The organism is Gottfriedia acidiceleris (assembly GCF_002128425.1).
Classification (GTDB): Bacteria; Bacillota; Bacilli; order Bacillales; family Bacillaceae_G; genus Gottfriedia; species Gottfriedia acidiceleris.
Genome location: NZ_NESS01000012.1, coordinates 52,506 through 72,084, shown reverse-complemented (window position 1 = coordinate 72,084; position 19,579 = coordinate 52,506). Strand labels below are relative to the sequence as shown.

19 protein-coding genes are annotated in these 19,579 nt (G+C 30.8%); 3 read left to right on the top strand and 16 right to left on the bottom strand.

The genetic code is table 11. The features are described from left to right. The first annotated feature begins 274 nt into the window (after positions 1-274). The gene (locus B6K90_RS18305) at positions 275-859 is read left to right on the top strand and encodes a DNA-3-methyladenine glycosylase (RefSeq protein ID WP_088014207.1); all 585 of its coding nucleotides are present in this window, start codon (positions 275-277) and stop codon (positions 857-859) included. A gap of 79 nt (positions 860-938) precedes the next feature. On the opposite strand, the gene B6K90_RS18300 is transcribed toward B6K90_RS18305, so the two are convergent. The 5 genes from B6K90_RS18300 to B6K90_RS18280 form a co-directional block, all read right to left on the bottom strand. Next, complete coding sequence (locus tag B6K90_RS18300; protein ID WP_088014206.1) at positions 939-2,585, bottom strand: glycerol-3-phosphate dehydrogenase/oxidase; 1,647 nt, start codon at positions 2,583-2,585, stop codon at positions 939-941. 474 nt (positions 2,586-3,059) lie between these two features. Continuing rightward, positions 3,060-4,295, bottom strand: coding sequence for a sensor histidine kinase (locus tag B6K90_RS18295; RefSeq protein ID WP_088014205.1), 1,236 nt, complete (start codon positions 4,293-4,295; stop codon positions 3,060-3,062). Between the two features lie 8 nt (positions 4,296-4,303). Further along, on the bottom strand, positions 4,304-4,975 hold the full coding sequence (locus B6K90_RS18290; protein WP_088014204.1) for a response regulator transcription factor: 672 nt from the start codon (positions 4,973-4,975) through the stop codon (positions 4,304-4,306). Positions 4,976-5,529: 554 nt separating this feature from the next. Beyond that, on the bottom strand, positions 5,530-5,805 hold the full coding sequence (locus tag B6K90_RS18285) for a hypothetical protein (RefSeq protein WP_088014203.1): 276 nt from the start codon (positions 5,803-5,805) through the stop codon (positions 5,530-5,532). A 332-nt stretch (positions 5,806-6,137) separates the two neighbouring features. Next, positions 6,138-6,512, bottom strand: coding sequence for a hypothetical protein (locus B6K90_RS18280; RefSeq protein WP_088014202.1), 375 nt, complete (start codon positions 6,510-6,512; stop codon positions 6,138-6,140). 533 nt (positions 6,513-7,045) lie between these two features. Here B6K90_RS18280 and B6K90_RS18275 point away from each other — a divergent pair. Then, entirely contained in the window at positions 7,046-8,296 is a 1,251-nt protein-coding gene (locus tag B6K90_RS18275; protein ID WP_235821843.1) for an MFS transporter, read from the top strand. Between the two features lie 37 nt (positions 8,297-8,333). Here B6K90_RS18275 and B6K90_RS18270 read toward each other — a convergent pair whose 3' ends face one another. After that, positions 8,334-9,467 (bottom strand): zinc-dependent alcohol dehydrogenase, encoded by a 1,134-nt coding sequence (locus B6K90_RS18270; RefSeq protein WP_088014201.1) that lies wholly within the window; start codon positions 9,465-9,467, stop codon positions 8,334-8,336. A 303-nt stretch (positions 9,468-9,770) separates the two neighbouring features. On the opposite strand from B6K90_RS18270, the gene B6K90_RS18265 reads away from it, so the two are divergent. Continuing rightward, a complete protein-coding gene (locus B6K90_RS18265) occupies positions 9,771-10,643 on the top strand; it encodes a hypothetical protein (protein WP_088014200.1) in 873 nt (290 codons plus the stop codon). A gap of 49 nt (positions 10,644-10,692) precedes the next feature. On the opposite strand, the gene B6K90_RS18260 is transcribed toward B6K90_RS18265, so the two are convergent. The 10 genes from B6K90_RS18260 to B6K90_RS18215 all read right to left on the bottom strand — a co-directional run bounded on the left by B6K90_RS18260 (position 10,693) and on the right by B6K90_RS18215 (position 19,490). Beyond that, a complete protein-coding gene (locus tag B6K90_RS18260; RefSeq protein WP_088014199.1) occupies positions 10,693-11,781 on the bottom strand; it encodes a DNA alkylation repair protein in 1,089 nt (362 codons plus the stop codon). A gap of 31 nt (positions 11,782-11,812) precedes the next feature. Next, positions 11,813-12,583: a hypothetical protein gene (locus B6K90_RS18255; protein ID WP_088014198.1), complete on the bottom strand. Its 771-nt coding sequence runs from the start codon at positions 12,581-12,583 to the stop codon at positions 11,813-11,815. Then, the gene (locus tag B6K90_RS18250; protein WP_167555422.1) at positions 12,564-13,061 is read right to left on the bottom strand and encodes an ECF transporter S component; all 498 of its coding nucleotides are present in this window, start codon (positions 13,059-13,061) and stop codon (positions 12,564-12,566) included. Before B6K90_RS18250 ends, B6K90_RS18255 begins: the two co-directional genes overlap by 20 nt. 14 nt (positions 13,062-13,075) lie before the next feature. Next, positions 13,076-13,675 carry a histidine phosphatase family protein gene (locus tag B6K90_RS18245; protein WP_088014196.1) on the bottom strand — a complete coding sequence of 200 codons (600 nt, stop codon included), beginning with the start codon at positions 13,673-13,675 and terminating at the stop codon, positions 13,076-13,078. Next, positions 13,672-14,412 carry an adenosylcobinamide-GDP ribazoletransferase gene (cobS, locus tag B6K90_RS18240; protein ID WP_088014195.1) on the bottom strand — a complete coding sequence of 247 codons (741 nt, stop codon included), beginning with the start codon at positions 14,410-14,412 and terminating at the stop codon, positions 13,672-13,674. Before cobS ends, B6K90_RS18245 begins: the two co-directional genes overlap by 4 nt. A gap of 10 nt (positions 14,413-14,422) precedes the next feature. Next, positions 14,423-14,989 carry a bifunctional adenosylcobinamide kinase/adenosylcobinamide-phosphate guanylyltransferase gene (gene cobU / locus B6K90_RS18235; RefSeq protein WP_212667535.1) on the bottom strand — a complete coding sequence of 189 codons (567 nt, stop codon included), beginning with the start codon at positions 14,987-14,989 and terminating at the stop codon, positions 14,423-14,425. 5 nt (positions 14,990-14,994) lie between these two features. Beyond that, positions 14,995-15,471, bottom strand: coding sequence for a hypothetical protein (locus B6K90_RS18230; RefSeq protein WP_088014193.1), 477 nt, complete (start codon positions 15,469-15,471; stop codon positions 14,995-14,997). Positions 15,472-15,834: 363 nt separating this feature from the next. Further along, positions 15,835-16,950: a Ger(x)C family spore germination protein gene (locus B6K90_RS18225; protein WP_167555421.1), complete on the bottom strand. Its 1,116-nt coding sequence runs from the start codon at positions 16,948-16,950 to the stop codon at positions 15,835-15,837. An 8-nt stretch (positions 16,951-16,958) separates the two neighbouring features. Further along, positions 16,959-18,422 (bottom strand): spore germination protein, encoded by a 1,464-nt coding sequence (locus B6K90_RS18220; RefSeq protein ID WP_088014191.1) that lies wholly within the window; start codon positions 18,420-18,422, stop codon positions 16,959-16,961. A 6-nt stretch (positions 18,423-18,428) separates the two neighbouring features. Beyond that, complete coding sequence (locus B6K90_RS18215) at positions 18,429-19,490, bottom strand: endospore germination permease (RefSeq protein ID WP_088014190.1); 1,062 nt, start codon at positions 19,488-19,490, stop codon at positions 18,429-18,431. Positions 19,491-19,579: the final 89 nt, after the last annotated feature.

The following is a 19,579-nucleotide window of genomic DNA, read 5'->3' as shown; positions in this document are numbered from 1 at the left end:
TTTGTGTTGATACATAGTCATAAAGGTTTCGAGTGAGTAAGTATAAATGCAAAATGACGAAATGAAAAGAATTTACTCAGAAAAGTCTATAATGGGAATCAACCAATACCAACAATACCAAAAGTGACTAAATGACAAACTCATTTTTTGGGAAAACTTAAACAAAAAAGAATACGAGCATTTAATCAACAATTCCTTAATTAGGAATAGGTAAATAATCTTATAACGGTGACTACATTTTCTCTTTTATCAAACAAATTTCAAGGAGTTTTTTATGGAATCGACATTAAAACAAGATTTCTTTTTAAAACCATCTATACAAGTAGCAAAGGAGCTTTTAGGCTGTATATTAGTTCATCGTACTGATGAAATGGAACTTTCTGGAATAATCGTAGAGACCGAGGCATATATGGGCCCAGAAGACCGAGCTGCACATAGTTTTCAAAACCGACGTACGAAACGAACGGAAGTAATGTTTCATGAGGCAGGTTACATCTACACTTACCAAATGCATACCCATACTTTAATTAATGTAGTTTGTGAAGAAGTCGGCTTACCACAAGCAGTATTAATTAGAGCACTAGAACCTTTGAATGGGATTGAAAAAATGATCGAATTTCGAAAAAATCAACCGATCTCTAATTTAACAAGTGGACCGGGAAAGCTTACAAAAGCACTGAATATTACGATGGAGTCCTATGGAAAACCTATTTGGCTACCGCCTGTTTATATCAAGGAGGGAATTAAACCAGAACATATTAGTAGTGGACCAAGAATCGGTATTGAAAATACCGGCGAAGCAAGAGACTATCCTTGGAGATTTTGGATTACTGATAATAAATTCGTTTCTAGAAAATAAAAATACCCAGGCTGTAGATGAACTCTTGCTTTCAAACAGTCTGGGTTTTCTTAACTTCGAAACATAATATTTTTTAACGTCATTCATCATATGCAGTAACTGCATTTTTTATTTGCTCTTCCAATTCCAAACAGTATTCTACGATTTGGTATTTGCTCCAACTTAATCTATTTGCCATATAACGAATCACTTCATCTTTGTACTCGTTAACTAGATCAATTTGAAAATATAAAAATCCAGTTCTCCTAATAAAAAAGTCTACTGGTTTTACAATCATTTCGTTTTGAATTCCATATTCTAGTTGTAAAAATAATGATAGAGGTAGATTTGTATCATTCTTTATATCACTAAATGCAATATTCATTAAATGCTCTATATTCGATCCATATACTCTACTTAATTTTTTATACTCCGCTTCACATAATCCAATTGCGATAGCAGCAGATGAAAATCGTTTTTTAAAATAATTAAAACCTTTTGAGCCTCCAACATCTCCACCTGAAATTGGTAAATTTTTAGTCTGACATTCCTTAAATCGATTTTCATTATCTTTTGAGATAAAGTCTACAGTTGTCTCGGCCATTTTACGATATCCTGTTAATTTTCCCCCAGCAATCGAAATTAACCCAGAGGATGATTCCCAAATCTCATCCTTTCTTGAAATTTCTGAAGGATCCTTACCTTCTTCAAAAATTAATGGACGAATGCCAGCCCAGCTTGATTCAACGTCAGTATCTTCCAGTTTTATTGTTGGAAACATATACTTAATACAATTTAGTATATATTCCCTATCTTCATTACTTACTTTTGGATTAGCGGTATCTCGATCAAAAAATGTATCTGTAGTACCAACATAAGTCTTTCCTTCTCTTGGAATTGCAAAGACCATCCTACCGTCTACCGTATCAAAATAGACAGATTGATTTAAAGGAAACTTCTTATGATCAATAACTAAATGAACTCCTTTCGTTAGTCTAAGATTTTTATCGCTTTCTAAGCGTTCCATTTCCCTAAGCTGATCAACCCATGGTCCTGTTGCATTAACGACTTTCTTTGCACGAATTGTAAAAGGTACTTTCGTTATTAAATCGATTACTTTGGCGCCTACTATTCTACTATTTTCATATTTGAAATCTGTCACTTTTACATAATTGAGTGCCTGAGCGCCATGTTCAACTGCTTTTTTTATAACTTCAATTGTAAGGCGGGCATCATCCGTTCGATATTCAACGTAATATCCTCCAGCTTTAAGTCCTTCTCGTTTAACTAATGGCTCCTTTTCTATCGTTTCTTTTTGATTTAAAATTTTTCTGCGCTCATTTTTTTTTACACCAGCTAAGTAATCATATAATCTAAGCCCAATAGAAGTAGTAAATTTACCAAAAGTTCCCCCCTTATATATGGGAAGTAACATCCTTTCAGGGGTGGTCACATGTGGACCATTTTCATAAACAATTCCACGTTCTTTCCCAACCTCTGCTACCATTTTAAATTCATACTGTTTTAAATATCTTAAACCACCATGGACTAGTTTAGTGGAACGACTAGATGTGCCCGATGCAAAATCCTGCATCTCAACTAGGGCAGTACTCATTCCTCTAGTAGTTGCATCAAGTGCAATACCACAACCTGTAATTCCTCCACCAATTACTAATAAATCGAACTCTTTTTCAGCTAATGTGTTCTTAATCTTTTTTCTATTTAAACTCGAAAATTGTTCTTCCATTGTAAAACCTCACTTCAACAATTTTTCTAGTTGTTTTGTAAAAGCCCCCATAAAAAGAAATCAATCTAAAATTAAAAAGGACCGCTACAATTACAACTGTATGTAGAAAGGTCCTAGAATTTCGGTGTTTAACTTATTTAAACGTTAAAGCTGCATTAACTGCTTTTTTCCAGCCTGTATAAAAAACTCGGGAATAATACATTTAATCTTTTAAATACATATTCTAATCAATAATCAATGATTCCTTTCATATTAAAAGTACTGTATCGAATATCCTTCATTTTTCTTCTAATAAAAAAAATCTACTTAATTCAGTAGATTTTCTCATTTCCATTATAACTTTCCGTACAGTTGGCTTTGATTATTATTTATTGTAGTTTATCGTTATTTCTTAGGAAATAATGTCGGAAATATAGCTTATTTTTAAGGGAAATATCTAAAATACTTCCTTAATTCGATACAATGTATTCAAATTTAGCCATTTTTTGAAGATGATAGTATCGGTAAAGTAATTTCAAAGTTTGTGCCTTCTCCTTTTTTACTTTGAACTTTGATTTTCCCACCATGTTCTTCAACAATCCATTTTGCAATTGATAATCCAAGTCCAATTCCATTTTTAGATGTACGTGAGACATCTTCCTGGAAGAAACGGTCAAATATTCGAGGAAGATTTTCTTCTTTTATACCTACCCCACTATCAATAACCTTTATAAGAAAATTATTTTTTACTTGTTCGCAGCTAATATGAATCTTGTCATTTTCATTTGTAAATTTGATTGCATTATCGATTAAAATCACAAGTAATTGGTGGATTCTTTCTTGATCACCAAAATAAAAATACGTATCTTTAATCGACAAAAATATTTCTTTATTTTGAAAAGAAATGATTTCAGTGAAGTGTGAAACGATTTCTTCTAATAATTCATTTAAGGAAAATATTTTTTTATTTAATTGTATTTGTCCTGAATCTGATCTAGCTAATGTTAATAGACTTGCTACTAGTTTGGAAAGGCGCCTATTCTCTTTTAACATAATTGAAAAATCTTGTGCTTTTTCTTCAATTGTTGCCCCTGGCTCTCTAAGCAATAATTCCAACCGTGATTGAATAACGGTTAAAGGCGTTCGAATTTCATGAGAAGCATCAGATACGAACTCCTGTTGCTTTTGCCACGCATTTGTAATTGGTACGAGCGCACGTCCAGCCAAAACATAACCCGCCACAACTGCTAATGCGCTTCCTAAAATCCAACCAACGATTAATATGAGTAATAATGTATCTACTAAATCCTTTTCCGAATCGATATTACGTAATATTTGTAGTGTAATTTTCCCTCGATTTGTTGCACCTTGAATGGAGATCGTTCGATAATTCATATCACCGATTGTATCATTATAAATTTCGTTTATTTTTGTAGGATATTTAAGTTCATCTTGTAAAATGATAGCATTCATACCTGGCATCGGATTTACTAATTTTTTATTTTCATCCCACATAATCATTAAAACACGTGGATCTCGATTGGAAATTGGTAAACGATTTGGATTATCACTATTTTGTATACGATTAATATTCCATAAAAGTGATTGATCAACTTCTTTATATAAACGATTATTTGTATAAGTGTATATAATTAAAGAAAGGATGCCAATTAGCAAGATAAATACTACTGAATTTATAATCGTTAATCGAATTTTTGTTTTCTTAAACATCTCTTCACCTAGTCATCTTTCATAATATAACCGATTCCTCTAACAGTCTTTATCATACTACCATAATTAAATGGTTCTAGCTTTTTACGGAGTTGATGAACATATACTTCTACGATTGCAACGGTCGTATCCGAATCAAATCCCCAAATTCTATCAAAAATTTGTTCTTTCATTAAAATCTTTCCTTGGTTTTGAATAAAGTATTCTAGTAGTTCATATTGTTTGATAGTTAAATGAATCGTTTCATTATTTATTTCAACAGGATGCTCTTTTCCTTTTAAAATGATTCCTTGATACTTCAATGAACTATCAATTGTTAATTTACCACTTCTTCTAAGTAATGCATAGATTCTTGCTAGTAACTCAGGACCTTGAAATGGTTTTACTAAATAATCATCTGCACCTAAGTTTAATCCTTCAACACGATCTTCTAATGAATCTTTGGCAGTTAGAAATAGTACTGGCGTATGTATACCTTCTTTTCTTAAGTCTTTTACAATTTCAAAACCATTTTTCTCAGGCAGCATGACATCTAATACAATCACATCATATATATTTTGCATTGCTAAGAAAAACCCTTCTTCCCCTTCTAACGCTTTATCTACTGTAAAATCATTTGATAATAATTCAACGATTGAATTTAAAACTTGCTCATGATCTTCTACAACTAAAATCCTCATTACAACTCCTCCAATAAATAAAGAAAACTCGTCAATTGCCGTTCCTTGTTCCTAAAATTTGTAGCTATGTCGACTGATTATCGCTGCCAATTTATCCATTCTTAAAGTACTAAAAAGAAGCGTTCCCTATATGCAACGCTCCTTTTCCTTTATTCATAACTTAATGCTGAATTGTTTCATAAGGAATATCCCGAAAATACCACCTACTAAAAGAGAAATGCGATCGTTTTACTAAACTATATTTTTACAGCAATACCCTCTAGTCATACTCCTATCATACCACCAAGACATTTTATAAAATTATTAAATTAAAGACTATAATAAAATATCTGTTTAATTATCAACAATTCTTTTATATTCATAAATCCAAAAACTAAAACAGATAAAGTGCTTTCTGCATTACAAATTTAACGATTTTCTCGTTTTCTGCTTTAGGTTATATAGAACCAATCGTAATTTATTCATGCACAATCAAAAAAAGTTTGGATGACATCATAAAGTCTTTCCAAAATAGCAAAAATTTTTCACCCTGACTTTTGATCAAGACGATGTTCTTAATTGCTGTTACCTGATGATGGTTGTTGATTAAAATAGCCACCGCCACCATTTTGAGGAAAGCCTTCTCCGTTACGAAAGTTTCTCATCATATCGGTACGGCTATTATTTTTATAGCCTAAATAGCCTACACCTACTAAAGTAAAAATTCCAATTACTAAATTTACGATTAGTAAAATTGAGATGACTTTAGGAGAAAAACCACTTGTAGTACGATTTTTCAAATTCGTTTTTTGGTTTTTTTCTACTAAATTTGATTCTAAATTATCCATCACTAACCCCACTCCTTCATATTAGTTAATTGTATTATGTAATAGAATCCTTAACTTTTACTTAAAATAGATTGCCTATAGTGTTAGAAATCGAATTTGGTTAGATAGGATTGACTAAAAAGCATCCATATAAATGAAGAAAAGCCTCAAGATATTAACAATCTAAAGAGGCTTTTTTTGTGTAACTAGAACTTGTAAAATAAACAAAAAAAGGGCGTCTGAACAGCACTATGACTATAGGACACCCTTAAATATCTAAAATATATAAGTCCAAATAAATATTAAGCTTTAAATTATAAATTAAAATAATAATTGTTTTAACAGTAAATAAATTTTTATGCTAACTTTACTTTACGAACTACTTGGATCTTGACGTGTTTTGGAATATCTCCTTTAATCGTCACCTCTCCATTTGATAAAGCAATTTTTGCTCCCCATCCATTTTTAAATTTTTTAATTTTTACTCGAAGTAATCTTATTTCCACCTGACCTAAACCAGATTTGTTTTTCACTTCTAATTCTGGTGTTTTCGCATTACCTATAGTTTGAAGAAGTAGCTTTACTCTAATTAGAGGTTCTTCCGCACTTTTTACAATTACATATGCGTTTCCTTGTTCATCCTCTTTAAATTGGTCGTATGAAACTGAAAAACTTTTCGTACTTAAATAAATTTCTCCCTCATCATTTACTTTGTAAACTGGTGAAAACATATGTCTCTTCTCCTTGCCGTATATTCTTAATTATGTAAAATAAAGAAAACTTCGATTGACTAGCCTTTTAGGCAAAGTCAGAAACTTAATGCGCTATACTTTATTGCTAGAATTAGCTACTCGTCCGCGTACTAATCATCACTGACAATTTATACTTTCTTAAAGTGAAATAAAAAATTGACGATGAAATAATTGAGATTATTTTTACGTCAATTCTAATATTAGTATGGCTTAACTATTAAAAAATGTTCTTTCCAATATTTAATATGTTTTAAATATGAATCTTAGTACATCAGACAGATTATTCTAGTTTAGTAAAAATTAATATAAAATGCAATTTTTAAACTCTGAAATTAATATCTAAATATTGGAAATTCCTACTCAAAATAATGCCATTATTTTACATTAAAACTTGGTTCTAAATCATAGTATTTAAGGAATAAATATGCTATTGTTCTTATGAATTATTTAAAAATTTAAAATCGAATATTTTATCTAAATTATGAAATTAAAAAAGGAAGAAGGAACGTGCGTTGATTTACAGTAAACAAGATGTGCTACATAATGAATCCCAGAGTATTAAAAATGGAGCCGCATCTACAATCGCAATCAGTTTATCAAATAACTATTTTATATTGTTCGCAATTGCAATTTTAGGTGCCACCAATTATCAAGTTGGTTTAATTTCTTCCTTACCTTCAATTGTCGGAATGGCCGCAATGCTGCCAGCTGCTTTTATGGTTAATAAGTTAGAAGAAAAAAGAAAATTCACTGCTTACTCAATTTTCTATACGCGTTTCTTTCTATTAATTATGGTTTTTCTTCCATTTATCAAATCAGAGCATATAGCATGGTTTTTTGTTATTTTAATTGCATTAATGAATTTTCCAGGTACTTTTTTAAACTTAAGTTGGCAAGCATTTATTGGTGATTTAATTCCAGCAGAACGTCGAAACACATTTTTTGGCAACCGAAATCGAATACTAACCTTTACGGGAATGATTGTAACGCTTGTAGCAGGAATATGTATGAAATCGATTAGTCCAAAAAGTGCCCTTCCATATCAATTACTTTTTTTATTTGCATTTATATTTGGAATGATCGAGTTTTTTTATATATTGAAACATAAAGAAGAAAAGCAAAAAATAGAGATTTCTAATCATTATTCTCCTTTTTCAAAACATCTTTTTCAGTATAAACCATATATCTCATTTTTAGTTTGCGCACTATTTTTTAACTTTGCGTGGCAAATGGCATGGTCTTTATTTTCGATTTATCAAATTAGATTTGCTCATGCAACTGCTTTTTGGATTAGTTTATTTACTGTAAGCAACCAACTTTCACAAATCGTTAGCTTTCGTTGGTGGGCAAAAATGGCGAATCGTTATAGTAATACTCAATTACTAATTTGGATTTCAGTCGGAATGGCTTCTGCACCTATTTTAAATATTTTATCAACAAATTATGTATACTTATTTATCGTAAATTTCACATCAGGATTTTTTGTATCTGGTACAGTTTTAATATTATTTAATAGCTTACTAGAAGCTACTGAAGAAGAACATCGCACTTCCTATATTGCTAATTATAATTTCTTACTTTCAATTGTAGCCTTCATCGCTCCACAATTTGGTGTTTTTTTACTTGAATCGTTCAGTATGAATATTGCGATGATTATTTCAACGATATTCAGAGGATTGGCAGGAATTTTATTTGGAGTGATGGCATATAAAATGTCGCATTCAAAACAATTAGATTATAAGCAAAACAAACTATCTCTTTAGATAAATTTAAAGGAGTTCAAATATAGGACTCCTTTATTTATGGTTTCAAAACCACTTTAATACAATTATCTTCCTTATTATTAAAAATATGATATGCATGATCTGCTTCATCTAAAGATAATTTATGAGTAATAATTTTTGTTGGATCAATCTTTTCATTTACGATTTGTTCATATAAGAATGGCATATAATGTCTTGCCGGAGCTTGACCCATTTTTATATTAATATTTCTACTGAAAAATGCGCCTAAAGGAAAAGCATTATAGTTCCCACCATAAACTCCTGTGATTTGAACGGTTCCACATTTTTTTACAGCTTTTGTAGCAATTTGAATTGGTCCTAGTGTCCCACCTTGTAATTTCAATTTCTGTTCAATAAATTCTAACGGCGATTTCTTCCCATCCATACCAACACAATCAATTACAACATCCGCTCCACCTTTTGTAATCTCCTTTAAGGTTTCACCCATATCTGGGTCTTTCGAAAAATCATAGGTTTCAGTTTTATTCATCTTTTTTGAATGCTCTAATCGATAATCGATATAATCTACTGCAATAACTCTTTTTGCTCCTTTTTTCCAGGCAAACTCCTGAGCCATTAACCCTACCGGACCGCATCCTAATACAATGACTGTATCTCGTTCTTTCACGCCTGCATGATCAACACTCCAATATGCAGTTGGTAGTACATCTGACATAAAAAGTAGATGATCATCATCTAACTCACAGCTTTCTGGTATTTTAAACGGTGTATAGTTACCAAACGGAACCCTTAAATACTCTGCTTGCCCACCTGGATAATCTCCGAACTTTGAAGTATAGCCAAAATAACCCCCTGAATCATAATGTGGATTCGAATTATCGCACTGACTTTGTAATCCATGATTACAATATGGACAAGTTCCGCATGCTACTGTAAATGGAATTACGACTCGATCCCCTTTTTTTAAATTGGTAACACCTGGGCCAATTTCTTCAACTATTCCCATCGGCTCATGTCCAATAATATAGCCTTCTTTTATTGGAAAATTACCTTGATAAAGGTGTAAATCAGAACCACAAATCGCTGTTGAAGTAATTTTAATAATGACATCATCTTTATGTTGAATTTTTGGATCCTCTACTTTAATCGTTTTTACTTGATAATGCCCTTGATAAGTAACAGCTCTCATATTACTCCTCCTAATATATAGGTCATTTTCATATCGTTACCTTAAGGACTCTAATTATGTAATCATTAATAAAGAACGTAACGGCCTTCAGTAATATAATCATCAAAGCATTGATTTTACCAATTCTCTTTTTATAGGCAACAGACTGACTATAAAATCATACTTTAATTAATGTGATATTTATTTAATTAAACCTATTAGATATTAAGATTGATTTTTAGTAAAATTAGTTATTTTTGACGATTCAAATCCAAATTAATTTGTTACTATAAAAATTAGTACGATTTAGGAAAGGATATTGATATGACTATAGATTATCGTTTTTATGAGAATCCTTCAGACCTTGATCTTCAGTATGATTTTTGGAATAAGATGACAGAATCTCTACCATATGCTTGGAAACCAACTTTATCTCCGAAATTATTCGAACTCCAATCTGAATTTAATGAAAAATCTAGATGTTTTGCTTTTGACGGAGACCAACTTGTAGGTTATATGAGTTTTTCTGGTAAAGGGGAATTTGTTTCATTAGGTTATCCATGGGTATTGCCAGAATATGAAGATACAGTGCGAGATGAATTGTTTGAAAGAGTTTATCAATTTGCTATTAGTGACGAATATGGTGGAAAATTACTTGCACAGCGATTTAGAGGACAGTGGTCAAAACAAATAGACTATTTTTTATCAAAAGGATTCAACATTACTAGTCGTTCTCAAATAGTTGGCGCGCATTATCCACTTCTTATAAAACCAATCCAAAGTATTCCTGGATTTTCGTATGAGATAAAAGATCAATTTAAATTTAATATTTGGAAAGATTTAAAAATGAAGCAACAAATTCTTACTAATGATCAAGTTGCCATGATGAATGAGTATTATGGTTCAATTGAATTCGACTATGCAGTTGAATGTAAGCTAGAAAATCAAGTCATTGCCTATTTCGGTATGACAATAAGACCGGATACAGGGTATTCAGAAATATTAGCTGTTGCTTATACTGAAGCAGCCATACCTTATTTCTATGATATAATGTCGATCATCCATAATGAAAACGTCAATCGAAAAGTTACAGTAGTTACAATCACTAAGTCACAAATTCCAAAAGGTGTATTACAAGAAAAACTTGGCTTTACTCCATTAACTGAAGATGTGATGATGCATAAGAGACAGAGTTAAGAAGGTTTTAGAAAAAATAGAGAGATTCCAAATAATTGGAATCTCTTTTTTATATTACCGTAAAATCACAAGTTCCACTTTCCACTCCATTGATTAGTAGTGTGATGCTATGCTGACCTGGGTAGTGTGTTCTAGTTGAAAAGTTTTTGAATGAGTGTGTTTTGTTGTATGATAATGTTTTGTTATTTTCAATTGTGGTTTCGGATATTTTAAAGCTTTTTCTTGTACGGTTACCTTTTGACTTTACGTAATCAATTGCGAATTCGATTCTAAGTTTTGTCGTGGTCGGCTCGTTACTATGAATCGTAAATGAAAAGTTTAAGTCTCCACCAATTTCTATTTTGTCTGATTGTAATTGAAATTGGTCTATATGGATTGCATTTGTCGTTTGAAATCCAAAAATCGTTAAAGCTTCTATATTACCTTTTTTTAATAGCGTTCTACATGCGTGCTTTATAATCCAATTTGTATGTGGATTTTTTCCATACCATTCTTTTGCAATCTTTAATACTAGAGTTGGGTGATCTTTTGAAATATCGTTTAAATTATTCGCTACACTTTTACGAACATATAATGACTCGTCTTCCTTTAGGTTTTCTAAAATAGGCAGAATTGGAGTTGGGTCTTTTTTTAGACTTTTTAAAACCATCCCCCATGGTAATTTTGGACGGCATCCTTCACTTGCAAGTCTTCTTACATGTTCATTTGGATGAGTAGACCATTTTAGCATTTGTGTCATCATTCGTTCTTGGTCTTGTACAATGAACGGTCTAACAGCAAATTCTGAAGTTGAGTGCTGTGTGAATTTTTCTAGAGCTTCCATAGATTTTTCCCAATGATCTAAACCGTACACTTCAACGAAATCAGGAAAAAAAATACTACTTAATTGACCCGTTGGAAATTCATTTACTATACTACTTAAAATCTCTATTGATTTTTCAAATTTGTTTGGAAGTGTCTCTCCCAAGCAAATCGTAATATGTCTCATTCTTTCCTTTAATGTTTTTTCATCCCAATTTCCATCGAATACTTTATCCATAAAAGTTTCACGGTTAAAATCTGTATAAACGGCATTGATTTCGTTTGCGATTTTTGAAATTAAATCGTGGTTATATACATTTTTCAAAGCATCTGCCATTTTAATTCTCCAATCATTTTATTTCAAACTATTAAACAATCTCACCTAGTAAAGTGATTGGCTGTGAGATTTGCCTTTTTAATCCCTCAATTGTATCCTTTTTAATAATTGCTAGAGCACATGTAGCTGGACCTGCAGATTTATGTAATGGGATACTAGATTGTTTCAATAATTTTATATCGATATTATTCGTTTCCATCAATAGATTCAATTCATATTGAACACCATTTGAACCAATCGGTAATAGATCAATAACATCTTCATTACGAGCTAAGTGCTTTATTGAATTGAAGTTGATTATTTCATTTTTATTGTCATTTATATCCTCTACTACTTCTTGTCCTACTTTCGGATAACCGATTAAGATTACTACATCACCAGAATTTATTTCTTTTTTATTAAATGGATTATAAATTTCTCCCATTAAAGTGATTCCTAAACCTGTTTGTTTTGTAGGGATATTTTCTTCTGTACTTCCAGTAATATTTACTTCTAAGTGGTCTTCATAAAAATTAGCTTCATTATACTCTTTAATTGCTTTTTCAATCCCGTTTATTATTCGTTTTCCTCTACCGTTCATTTCTACGCATAAAGTATTAATTAATACAGTTGGCTTAGCGCGAAATGCCAATGTTTCAACAAAGCATAATTTCGCAGTTAAATAACCTACAATTTCTTCATCAACTTTTATGAAATCAAGCTCACTCATCCCTATTCCACCGCAGCTATCACAAGCAATTGTAAAATAACGATTCCCATCTATATGCATTAAAGTTAAATCCCTATATTTTGAAATTTGCACGTTTCATCACCTTTTGAAGTATAAATGCTAAAATAATATTGGCCGCTGAAGTTAAAGTCAATGGCACAACCATTAAGATAAAAAAACTACTAACAGTCTTTACAGTAAACGAGTGATTCAAATAAGCAATTAATAGACCGCTTAATAACGTTGCCACTGGACCATTTAAAATAATTGCAACGACCATCGCTATGTATTGATTCATTTTTTTAAATAATACGCCAAAAATCCAAACAATCACAAGCATTTGTATTGCGATAAATAGATGCACTGGTACTGTAAAAGGAAAACCCGAAGTAATTGCTGTAAGAAGATGACCTAGTGCCCCTACAATCCCACCGGCAATCGGTGAAATCATCATAGCAGCCAGAAAAGCCGGCAATGAATCAAATGCAATAGAATAAACTATTTTTATATTAGACAGTACTGCACTTAATGCGATAAATAATGAAAGTAAAACAATTTTTTTTGTGTTCAAGTTTCTCCATCCTCTTAATTTAGTTGAATGATATTTTTCAAAAATCCAAAACCATCGTTATACTCAATTTCAATAATACATCCATTACTCGTATAAAATTTCCAGAAATGACTTAAATCTAAATGAAGTAAATTTAAGAGTACTAGCTTCATAATTCCCCCATGTGAAACGACTATTACATCATCGTTATTCGATTTAATGTCATGACAAAATGTATTAACTCTTTCTGCACACTGCTTTAAGCTTTCCCCATTCGGAATTTGAAAATGAATCAAATCTTCATTCCACTTTTCTACGAATTCAGGCACTTCATTTAAAAGATCAGTATATGATTTCCCTTCAAATAGGCCAAAATTTGTCTCCTGTAACCTACGATCAACTATTTTTGATTCACCTATTAAATCTTCTAACGCATCACTTAATAAAGTGCATCTACGAAGTGGACTAGAATACAAAGTATAGCGTGAAGTAGGCTCAATCATTTTCGTAAACTGGGTTATCACACCACCTATTTGACTTAATCCTTTTTCTGTTAAATCAAAATCAGTCATCCCTGCATAAACCTTTTTTCTATTTCCAATGCTTTCTGTATGTCTAATTAAATAAATTCTCATACTAATCTCTCACCTATAACAGCAAAAATTAAAAAGCATAATTGGGAAACTTCAATTGTAAATCCAATTACATCCCCTGTAATTCCATCTAGTTTTTGATTGATTCTTTTCGTTACAAAAGTAATAAAAATAAACGTGACACATACCGCAAAAATAATGGCTATTTCATTGATTAATACACTACTTACACAAACGAGTAATACATAGACAATTAGAACAAATAATGAATTAGAATTTTTTGCTTCGATAATAAATTGACTTCCAAATCCTTCATTTCTAGCATATGTACTTATTCTACAAGTGAATAGCGCGATACATCTTCCAATAATCGGAAATAAAAAAATGACAAATGTTGTACTCTTTGATAAAAATAACCAATCACCTAAAAATAAAATAATTAACGAAATGACCCCAAATGCACCAATGCGACTATCTTTCATAATTTCTAGTATTCTTTCTTTTGAACGATGACTAAAAATTCCATCTGATGTGTCAGCTACTCCATCAAAATGTAATCCACCCGTTAACAATAAATAGACTAGTAGAATAAGAAATGCACCCGCTTCATTGTCCAAAATGAACGAAATTCCACTATTCAAACTAACAAGTATTAAGCCAATTAACACACCTACTAACGGAACCAATCTAATTCCCTTTCCTAGTTCGTCTTCGATAAACTCATAGTTTTTCACTGGAATGGTTGAAAAAAAACTAAGGATCATTTTAAATCGATTCATATCATAACTCCTACTTTATTCTTAATGGAATACCAGCTGTGACGAGTATAACTTCTTCTGCTCTTGCAGCAATTTTTTGATTTATACGCCCTGCAATATCTCTAAAAATCCTTCCTAGTCGATAAGATGGAACAAGTCCATAACCTACCTCATTCGAAACAATTATGAATGTTTTACCGTGTTGATCACAAATGTCTATCAACTCGTTCACTTCATTTTCTATATCTGATTCTAGTTTGTTTATTTGCTCATTCTTAATTGAATCAAAATCAATGTCAGTATAATGATCGAACATTAAATTTGTAATCATAACGGTCATACAATCTAAAATAACATACTTGGCTTGAATAAATTCTTCATTCATTTTTAATTGATTAAATTGTTTATATCGCTCAACAGTATGCCATTCAGTTGGACGATCTTCTTGATGTCTTTGAATTCTTTCATTCATATCTCCATCAAATGGTATTGCCGTAGCAATGTAAACTACATCATTTGCGTTTGTTTGTAACTCTTTTATTCTTTTTTCTGCATAAGAGCTCTTTCCACTACGTGCTCCACCGATTATAAGAATCAAATTCTTCACCTCTTAAGTAAAAAAATAATGCAGCTTAAGCCATATAATATTGAGCTTAAATTTAACCTAACTCTCCAATTACAAATAAACCTACTAACAATATATTTTAAAACTCTTATACCATGTAGAACTAGTGCAACACAAAGTGCCTTTGTAGCCACAATTGAAAATGCGGTAGTACCTTTTAGTACACCTAGTGGCAATGAACTAATAAGCCCTAACAATATGGAACGAATTAATCCTAATACATAAGCACGATATGAACCAATAGCTAAAATAATCCAGCCAAACATGATACAAGGGGATAGTCTATTGAAAATATAAAACACTTTATAAGATTGCTCCATAACTTTTGTTGCGGTGTCCACACCTAAAATTCGCACCATTTGAAATGCTAAATGATCAACCCCAGCATGAAAAGTACGAGCAAACAGTCCAAATATCGCAAAACTTCCTCCCCATATTGTCCAATTTCGCTTCATTATACTTATTAATTTAACAAAGCGAGATAACTGCCGGCCACAATAGAATGTTCCAAACAATAAAGAAATTATACGATAAAAATAGTAAAGTTGGATGAGATTGATATGCTTCTAGCTGGTCTGGGAATAAGAAATGTAACTTACTCCTATAAACATAAAAATTGGACCTAATATTAGAGATATCCCATCTAACCAACGACCTGAAAACCAATAATCTTTTACTATTTTAGACATAACTTTTCTCCTTTTATTCTGTTCATCTCTATCATAATTCATAATGAATAAAAAATGAGTATAAAAAAGAAGTTTTTTAAAATCCCCCTTTTTTTATACTCTTTCTGTTAATTCTTTTCTTGGCCCAAATCATCTTTTATAAGCTTTACTACCTAATATACGAACATTTATTTTAATGTCTTTTATTGATTCAGCGTCAAATGCATTTAGCGATTTTATTTTCCATTCTTGTCGATTAAATCGATACGGCTTTTCTGAAATATTGAGTAGATCTGCATGAAGCTCTTCACTTTTTTTTATTGTTTTAACTAATTCTTTTTTCATTTTTTTTCTTACTTTATCTATAATGATCTTTCTACTTAAATTATTCTCGTTCTCTAAAACGGCTATTTCTGTTTCTATATTAATAGAATACTTTGGTTTCTTATATCCTCGTATTACCTTTACTGAACCTTTTGAACTCCTAATTTCTAAATTAATTTTTTCTTTTTCAAGTATAAGTGGCATACTATAATTTTTTTGGTTTAAATAATTAAGTGATAATACATCATTTAATGTTACTTTACCTTTATATTTTTGCTGCGATAATACATAAGCACCATTAATATAAGCTACCTTATTTTCTTTTTGCTCTTTAAACTTCGTTTCATCTATATCTAATGAAGGAATTAAAATTGTTCCTACAGGTTGACTATACATTGAAATAAATTGATGAAACTTTATTGCTAATAATATTAAGCTACCTCTGCTCTTTTCAATGGGGTTATTTACTACAGTATATAAAAACGGTAAATTAAAAAATGTTTGACTTAATAAGATATCTTCTATTTCGCGATCGGTACCATAAATCCAAATTGTGTATCTCAATAAAGGTCTACCGCTAATAAATGAACTAATATCCTCTAATTTATTTTCAATAACAGATTTACTTAGGATTATACTCCCGACATGACCATAATATAAAGGTATTGGGGAATTCTTATCCAATTTAGTAAAGGCCTCCTGTATGGTTTTACCTTCTGCGTGGCCAATTAAAGGCGAAGTTGGCACCTGTAATGCTCCACTTTCTTGCTTTGCGATATTTGAAAAATTAAGTGCTTGAATCGAGACAATATACTTATTATCCTTATAGTCCACACCTATACTTGTAACTAATGTTTGATCAATAATTGTTCGCTCTCCCCAACATCCTGTCAATATGAATAATTGAAAGAAAACAATTAAAATGATTAATGTTTTTTTCATCCTATGCATCACTCCTTCATCCGATCTTTATCGATTGGATGAAAGAATAGACTTCTGTTTTTTTTAAACCTTTGAGGCAATTTAATTACTACATTAAAAATATCGGAAAAGTTTGGAACAGATAGTAAAGTTATATAAGGTTGCCCGAAACTCTCTAGAGATACAACCATTGTCAATAAGAGAAAAAATGCAGTAAAAAAGCCGATTAATCCTAAAATTGAAGATAGAATTAAGACAAAAAAGCGCATAATTACGACATTACCTGAAATATTTTGATTAATTAATGTATATCCTGAAATAACCGTTAAAGCAATTACTACTAGCATTGATGGAGAAGTTAATCCAGCACGTATTGCAGCATCACCAATAAATAGCCCCCCTAAAACTGCAACAGTTTGTCCTACTGCTTTCGGCAAGCGTAACCCTGCTTCTTTAAATAATTCAAAAAACACCAACATTAAAAAAGCCTCTATTGCTGCTGAAAATGGCAACCCATTTCTAGACATTCCAATCGTAGCAAGAAACGGGTACGGTATTTGATCTAAATGATATGTCACCAACGCTATAAAAAAACCAGGTAGGAAAATTGTTGTAAATATAGCTACCAACCTAAGATATCTTACTACATTAACATAATAAAAACTCGAATGGATATCTTCAGGAGAATAAATAAGTTGGGTTAAACTAGTTGGACCTATTAAACAAGCTGGATTGCCATCTACAATCACTCCAAATCTTCCTTGGTTTAATGATTGTACAACAAAATCGGGTCTACCTATATTATCTAAAAGAGGAAAAATCGAGAATGGTTGATCATATAATTCTTCTTCTATTTCATAACTACTTACGATTACGTCTTTTTTAATTAAGCTAAGACGTTTTTTTACTTCAGCAAGAATATTTGGGTTTAGAATATCTTCAATATAAATTAATAATACTTTCGTTTGGCTTCGTTCTCCTATTGTATATTCAACACTTTTTAAACTTGAAGTCTTAAGTCTCTGACGAATTAAAGCCATATTATCTGAAATATTTTCAACAAATCCATCTCTTGGTCCTCGAACTGAATTTTCTAAATTCGATTCTTCAGGGACTCTTTTTGGAGGATTTGCTACCGGAACAAAGAATATATCATTTAAATAAGAACTAAATATTACTAAATCTCCAGTAAATAGATTTTCTTCAACTTCCTTTTTAATATTCGATCTCGTTTTCAACCTTTTTGTTTCGACTATATTACTTAACAATTCAAAATCGAATTTTTCTTCTTTTTGTATTACATTAAAAATGTCAATAATAATTTGATTACTAAATTGTATATGAATCAAATTAGTACAAAACATAATGATGACATAATGTAAATCTTCTCCTTCTTTATATGTTTTCGTTCTAAAATCAATATCGTATGAATAATTAAAGGATTCAATAAACTCTACTAGATTAAAATTATCTAAAGTAAATTCTTTTGTCATTCTGAATCACCTTTTTAGTTTTGAGATAATAAAAAAAATACATATCGTAAATAGTAAAAAAATTAAATTTATTGGGAAATAGTAGTATTGTAAAAAATAATAAAAAGACGTTGCATTCCACGGAATCATTACTGCAACTAATAAAACTAATGATATTAAAGGTAAACCCCATTTTTTCTTTCCACTATAATTGATGATGTAGTTTGTAAAGAATAAATTTAAGCTTATTCGAATAAAAGCTCCTGACAGCCACTGAAAAATTGACAAAAAATCCAATCTAGTAAGATTCACTCCTAAGGTTAGTAGTTTCCATTGTTCATAAACAGGATTCCTCATTTTTTCTGCCTCAATAGAGCCAAATTCAGTTATCGCTCCTACAAGTGGACCAAAAATTAACATAAACAATATAAAAGTTACTACTATTAGCCATTTTACTTTTACTTGATCTTTTACATAGGAATTTAAAAATAAAAGAAAAATAATTTCAAAAAATCCTGAACATGTATAAATAAAGCCATGAAAAAAATCATGATAGCCATTTTCAAATATTGGAAATAGTAAACTATAATTTTTATTTTTAATATTGCCTATTCCCACTAAGAATCCAAATAAAACAACTAGTGGCAAGATAATAAATGCAAGCGTTCCAATTGTACGAATTCCTTTATATGCAGCGTAAAAGCAAACAAGTGAAATCAAAAATACTACAATAAAAATCGGAATATCCTGAGTATAATTAATATCGGCCCAAATAAGAGTAAATCGGAACGTAATAAAAGCTGACAATAAAAAATAAAGGACAAAAAAAGTTGATAAGATATAAACTATTGGCTTATAAAACACCTTATACATAATGGATAAAACATCTTCTTTGTTAAACTTCTTATACAAAAAAAGAACCAAAGTTGTCCAAATTAAGAAAGGGAGAATACTTGCAACAACTGTTACCCATGAATCTCTGTGAGAAGACGTCAAAATACTTGGAATGATAAATACATGTAACATATATCCGGTACTCATTATGATTAAGATATAAATATGGATTGAATAAATAAACTTTTTATTCATAAAAGTCACCCTATAAATTCTTTATACTTTTAAGTTAACCCAATGTGAAATTTTTATGTATAAATTTACCAATAAGTTATTTAGAGTAG

Bases quoted from the DNA above. Each gene is read 5' to 3' on its own strand.
- B6K90_RS18305 (WP_088014207.1), top strand. From the start codon at position 275: ATGGAATCGACATTAAAACAAGATTTCTTTTTAAAACCATCTATACAA.
- B6K90_RS18300 (WP_088014206.1), bottom strand. From the start codon at position 2,585: ATGGAAGAACAATTTTCGAGTTTAAATAGAAAAAAGATTAAGAACACA.
- B6K90_RS18295 (WP_088014205.1), bottom strand. From the start codon at position 4,295: ATGTTTAAGAAAACAAAAATTCGATTAACGATTATAAATTCAGTAGTA.
- B6K90_RS18290 (WP_088014204.1), bottom strand. From the start codon at position 4,975: ATGAGGATTTTAGTTGTAGAAGATCATGAGCAAGTTTTAAATTCAATC.
- B6K90_RS18280 (WP_088014202.1), bottom strand. From the start codon at position 6,512: ATGTTTTCACCAGTTTACAAAGTAAATGATGAGGGAGAAATTTATTTA.
- B6K90_RS18270 (WP_088014201.1), bottom strand. From the start codon at position 9,467: ATGAGAGCTGTTACTTATCAAGGGCATTATCAAGTAAAAACGATTAAA.
- B6K90_RS18265 (WP_088014200.1), top strand. From the start codon at position 9,771: ATGACTATAGATTATCGTTTTTATGAGAATCCTTCAGACCTTGATCTT.
- B6K90_RS18260 (WP_088014199.1), bottom strand. From the start codon at position 11,781: ATGGCAGATGCTTTGAAAAATGTATATAACCACGATTTAATTTCAAAA.
- B6K90_RS18245 (WP_088014196.1), bottom strand. From the start codon at position 13,675: ATGAGAATTTATTTAATTAGACATACAGAAAGCATTGGAAATAGAAAA.
- cobS (WP_088014195.1), bottom strand. From the start codon at position 14,412: ATGAATCGATTTAAAATGATCCTTAGTTTTTTTTCAACCATTCCAGTG.
- B6K90_RS18230 (WP_088014193.1), bottom strand. From the start codon at position 15,471: ATGAAGCGAAATTGGACAATATGGGGAGGAAGTTTTGCGATATTTGGA.
- B6K90_RS18225 (WP_167555421.1), bottom strand. From the start codon at position 16,950: ATGAAAAAAACATTAATCATTTTAATTGTTTTCTTTCAATTATTCATA.
- B6K90_RS18220 (WP_088014191.1), bottom strand. From the start codon at position 18,422: ATGACAAAAGAATTTACTTTAGATAATTTTAATCTAGTAGAGTTTATT.
- B6K90_RS18215 (WP_088014190.1), bottom strand. From the start codon at position 19,490: ATGAATAAAAAGTTTATTTATTCAATCCATATTTATATCTTAATCATA.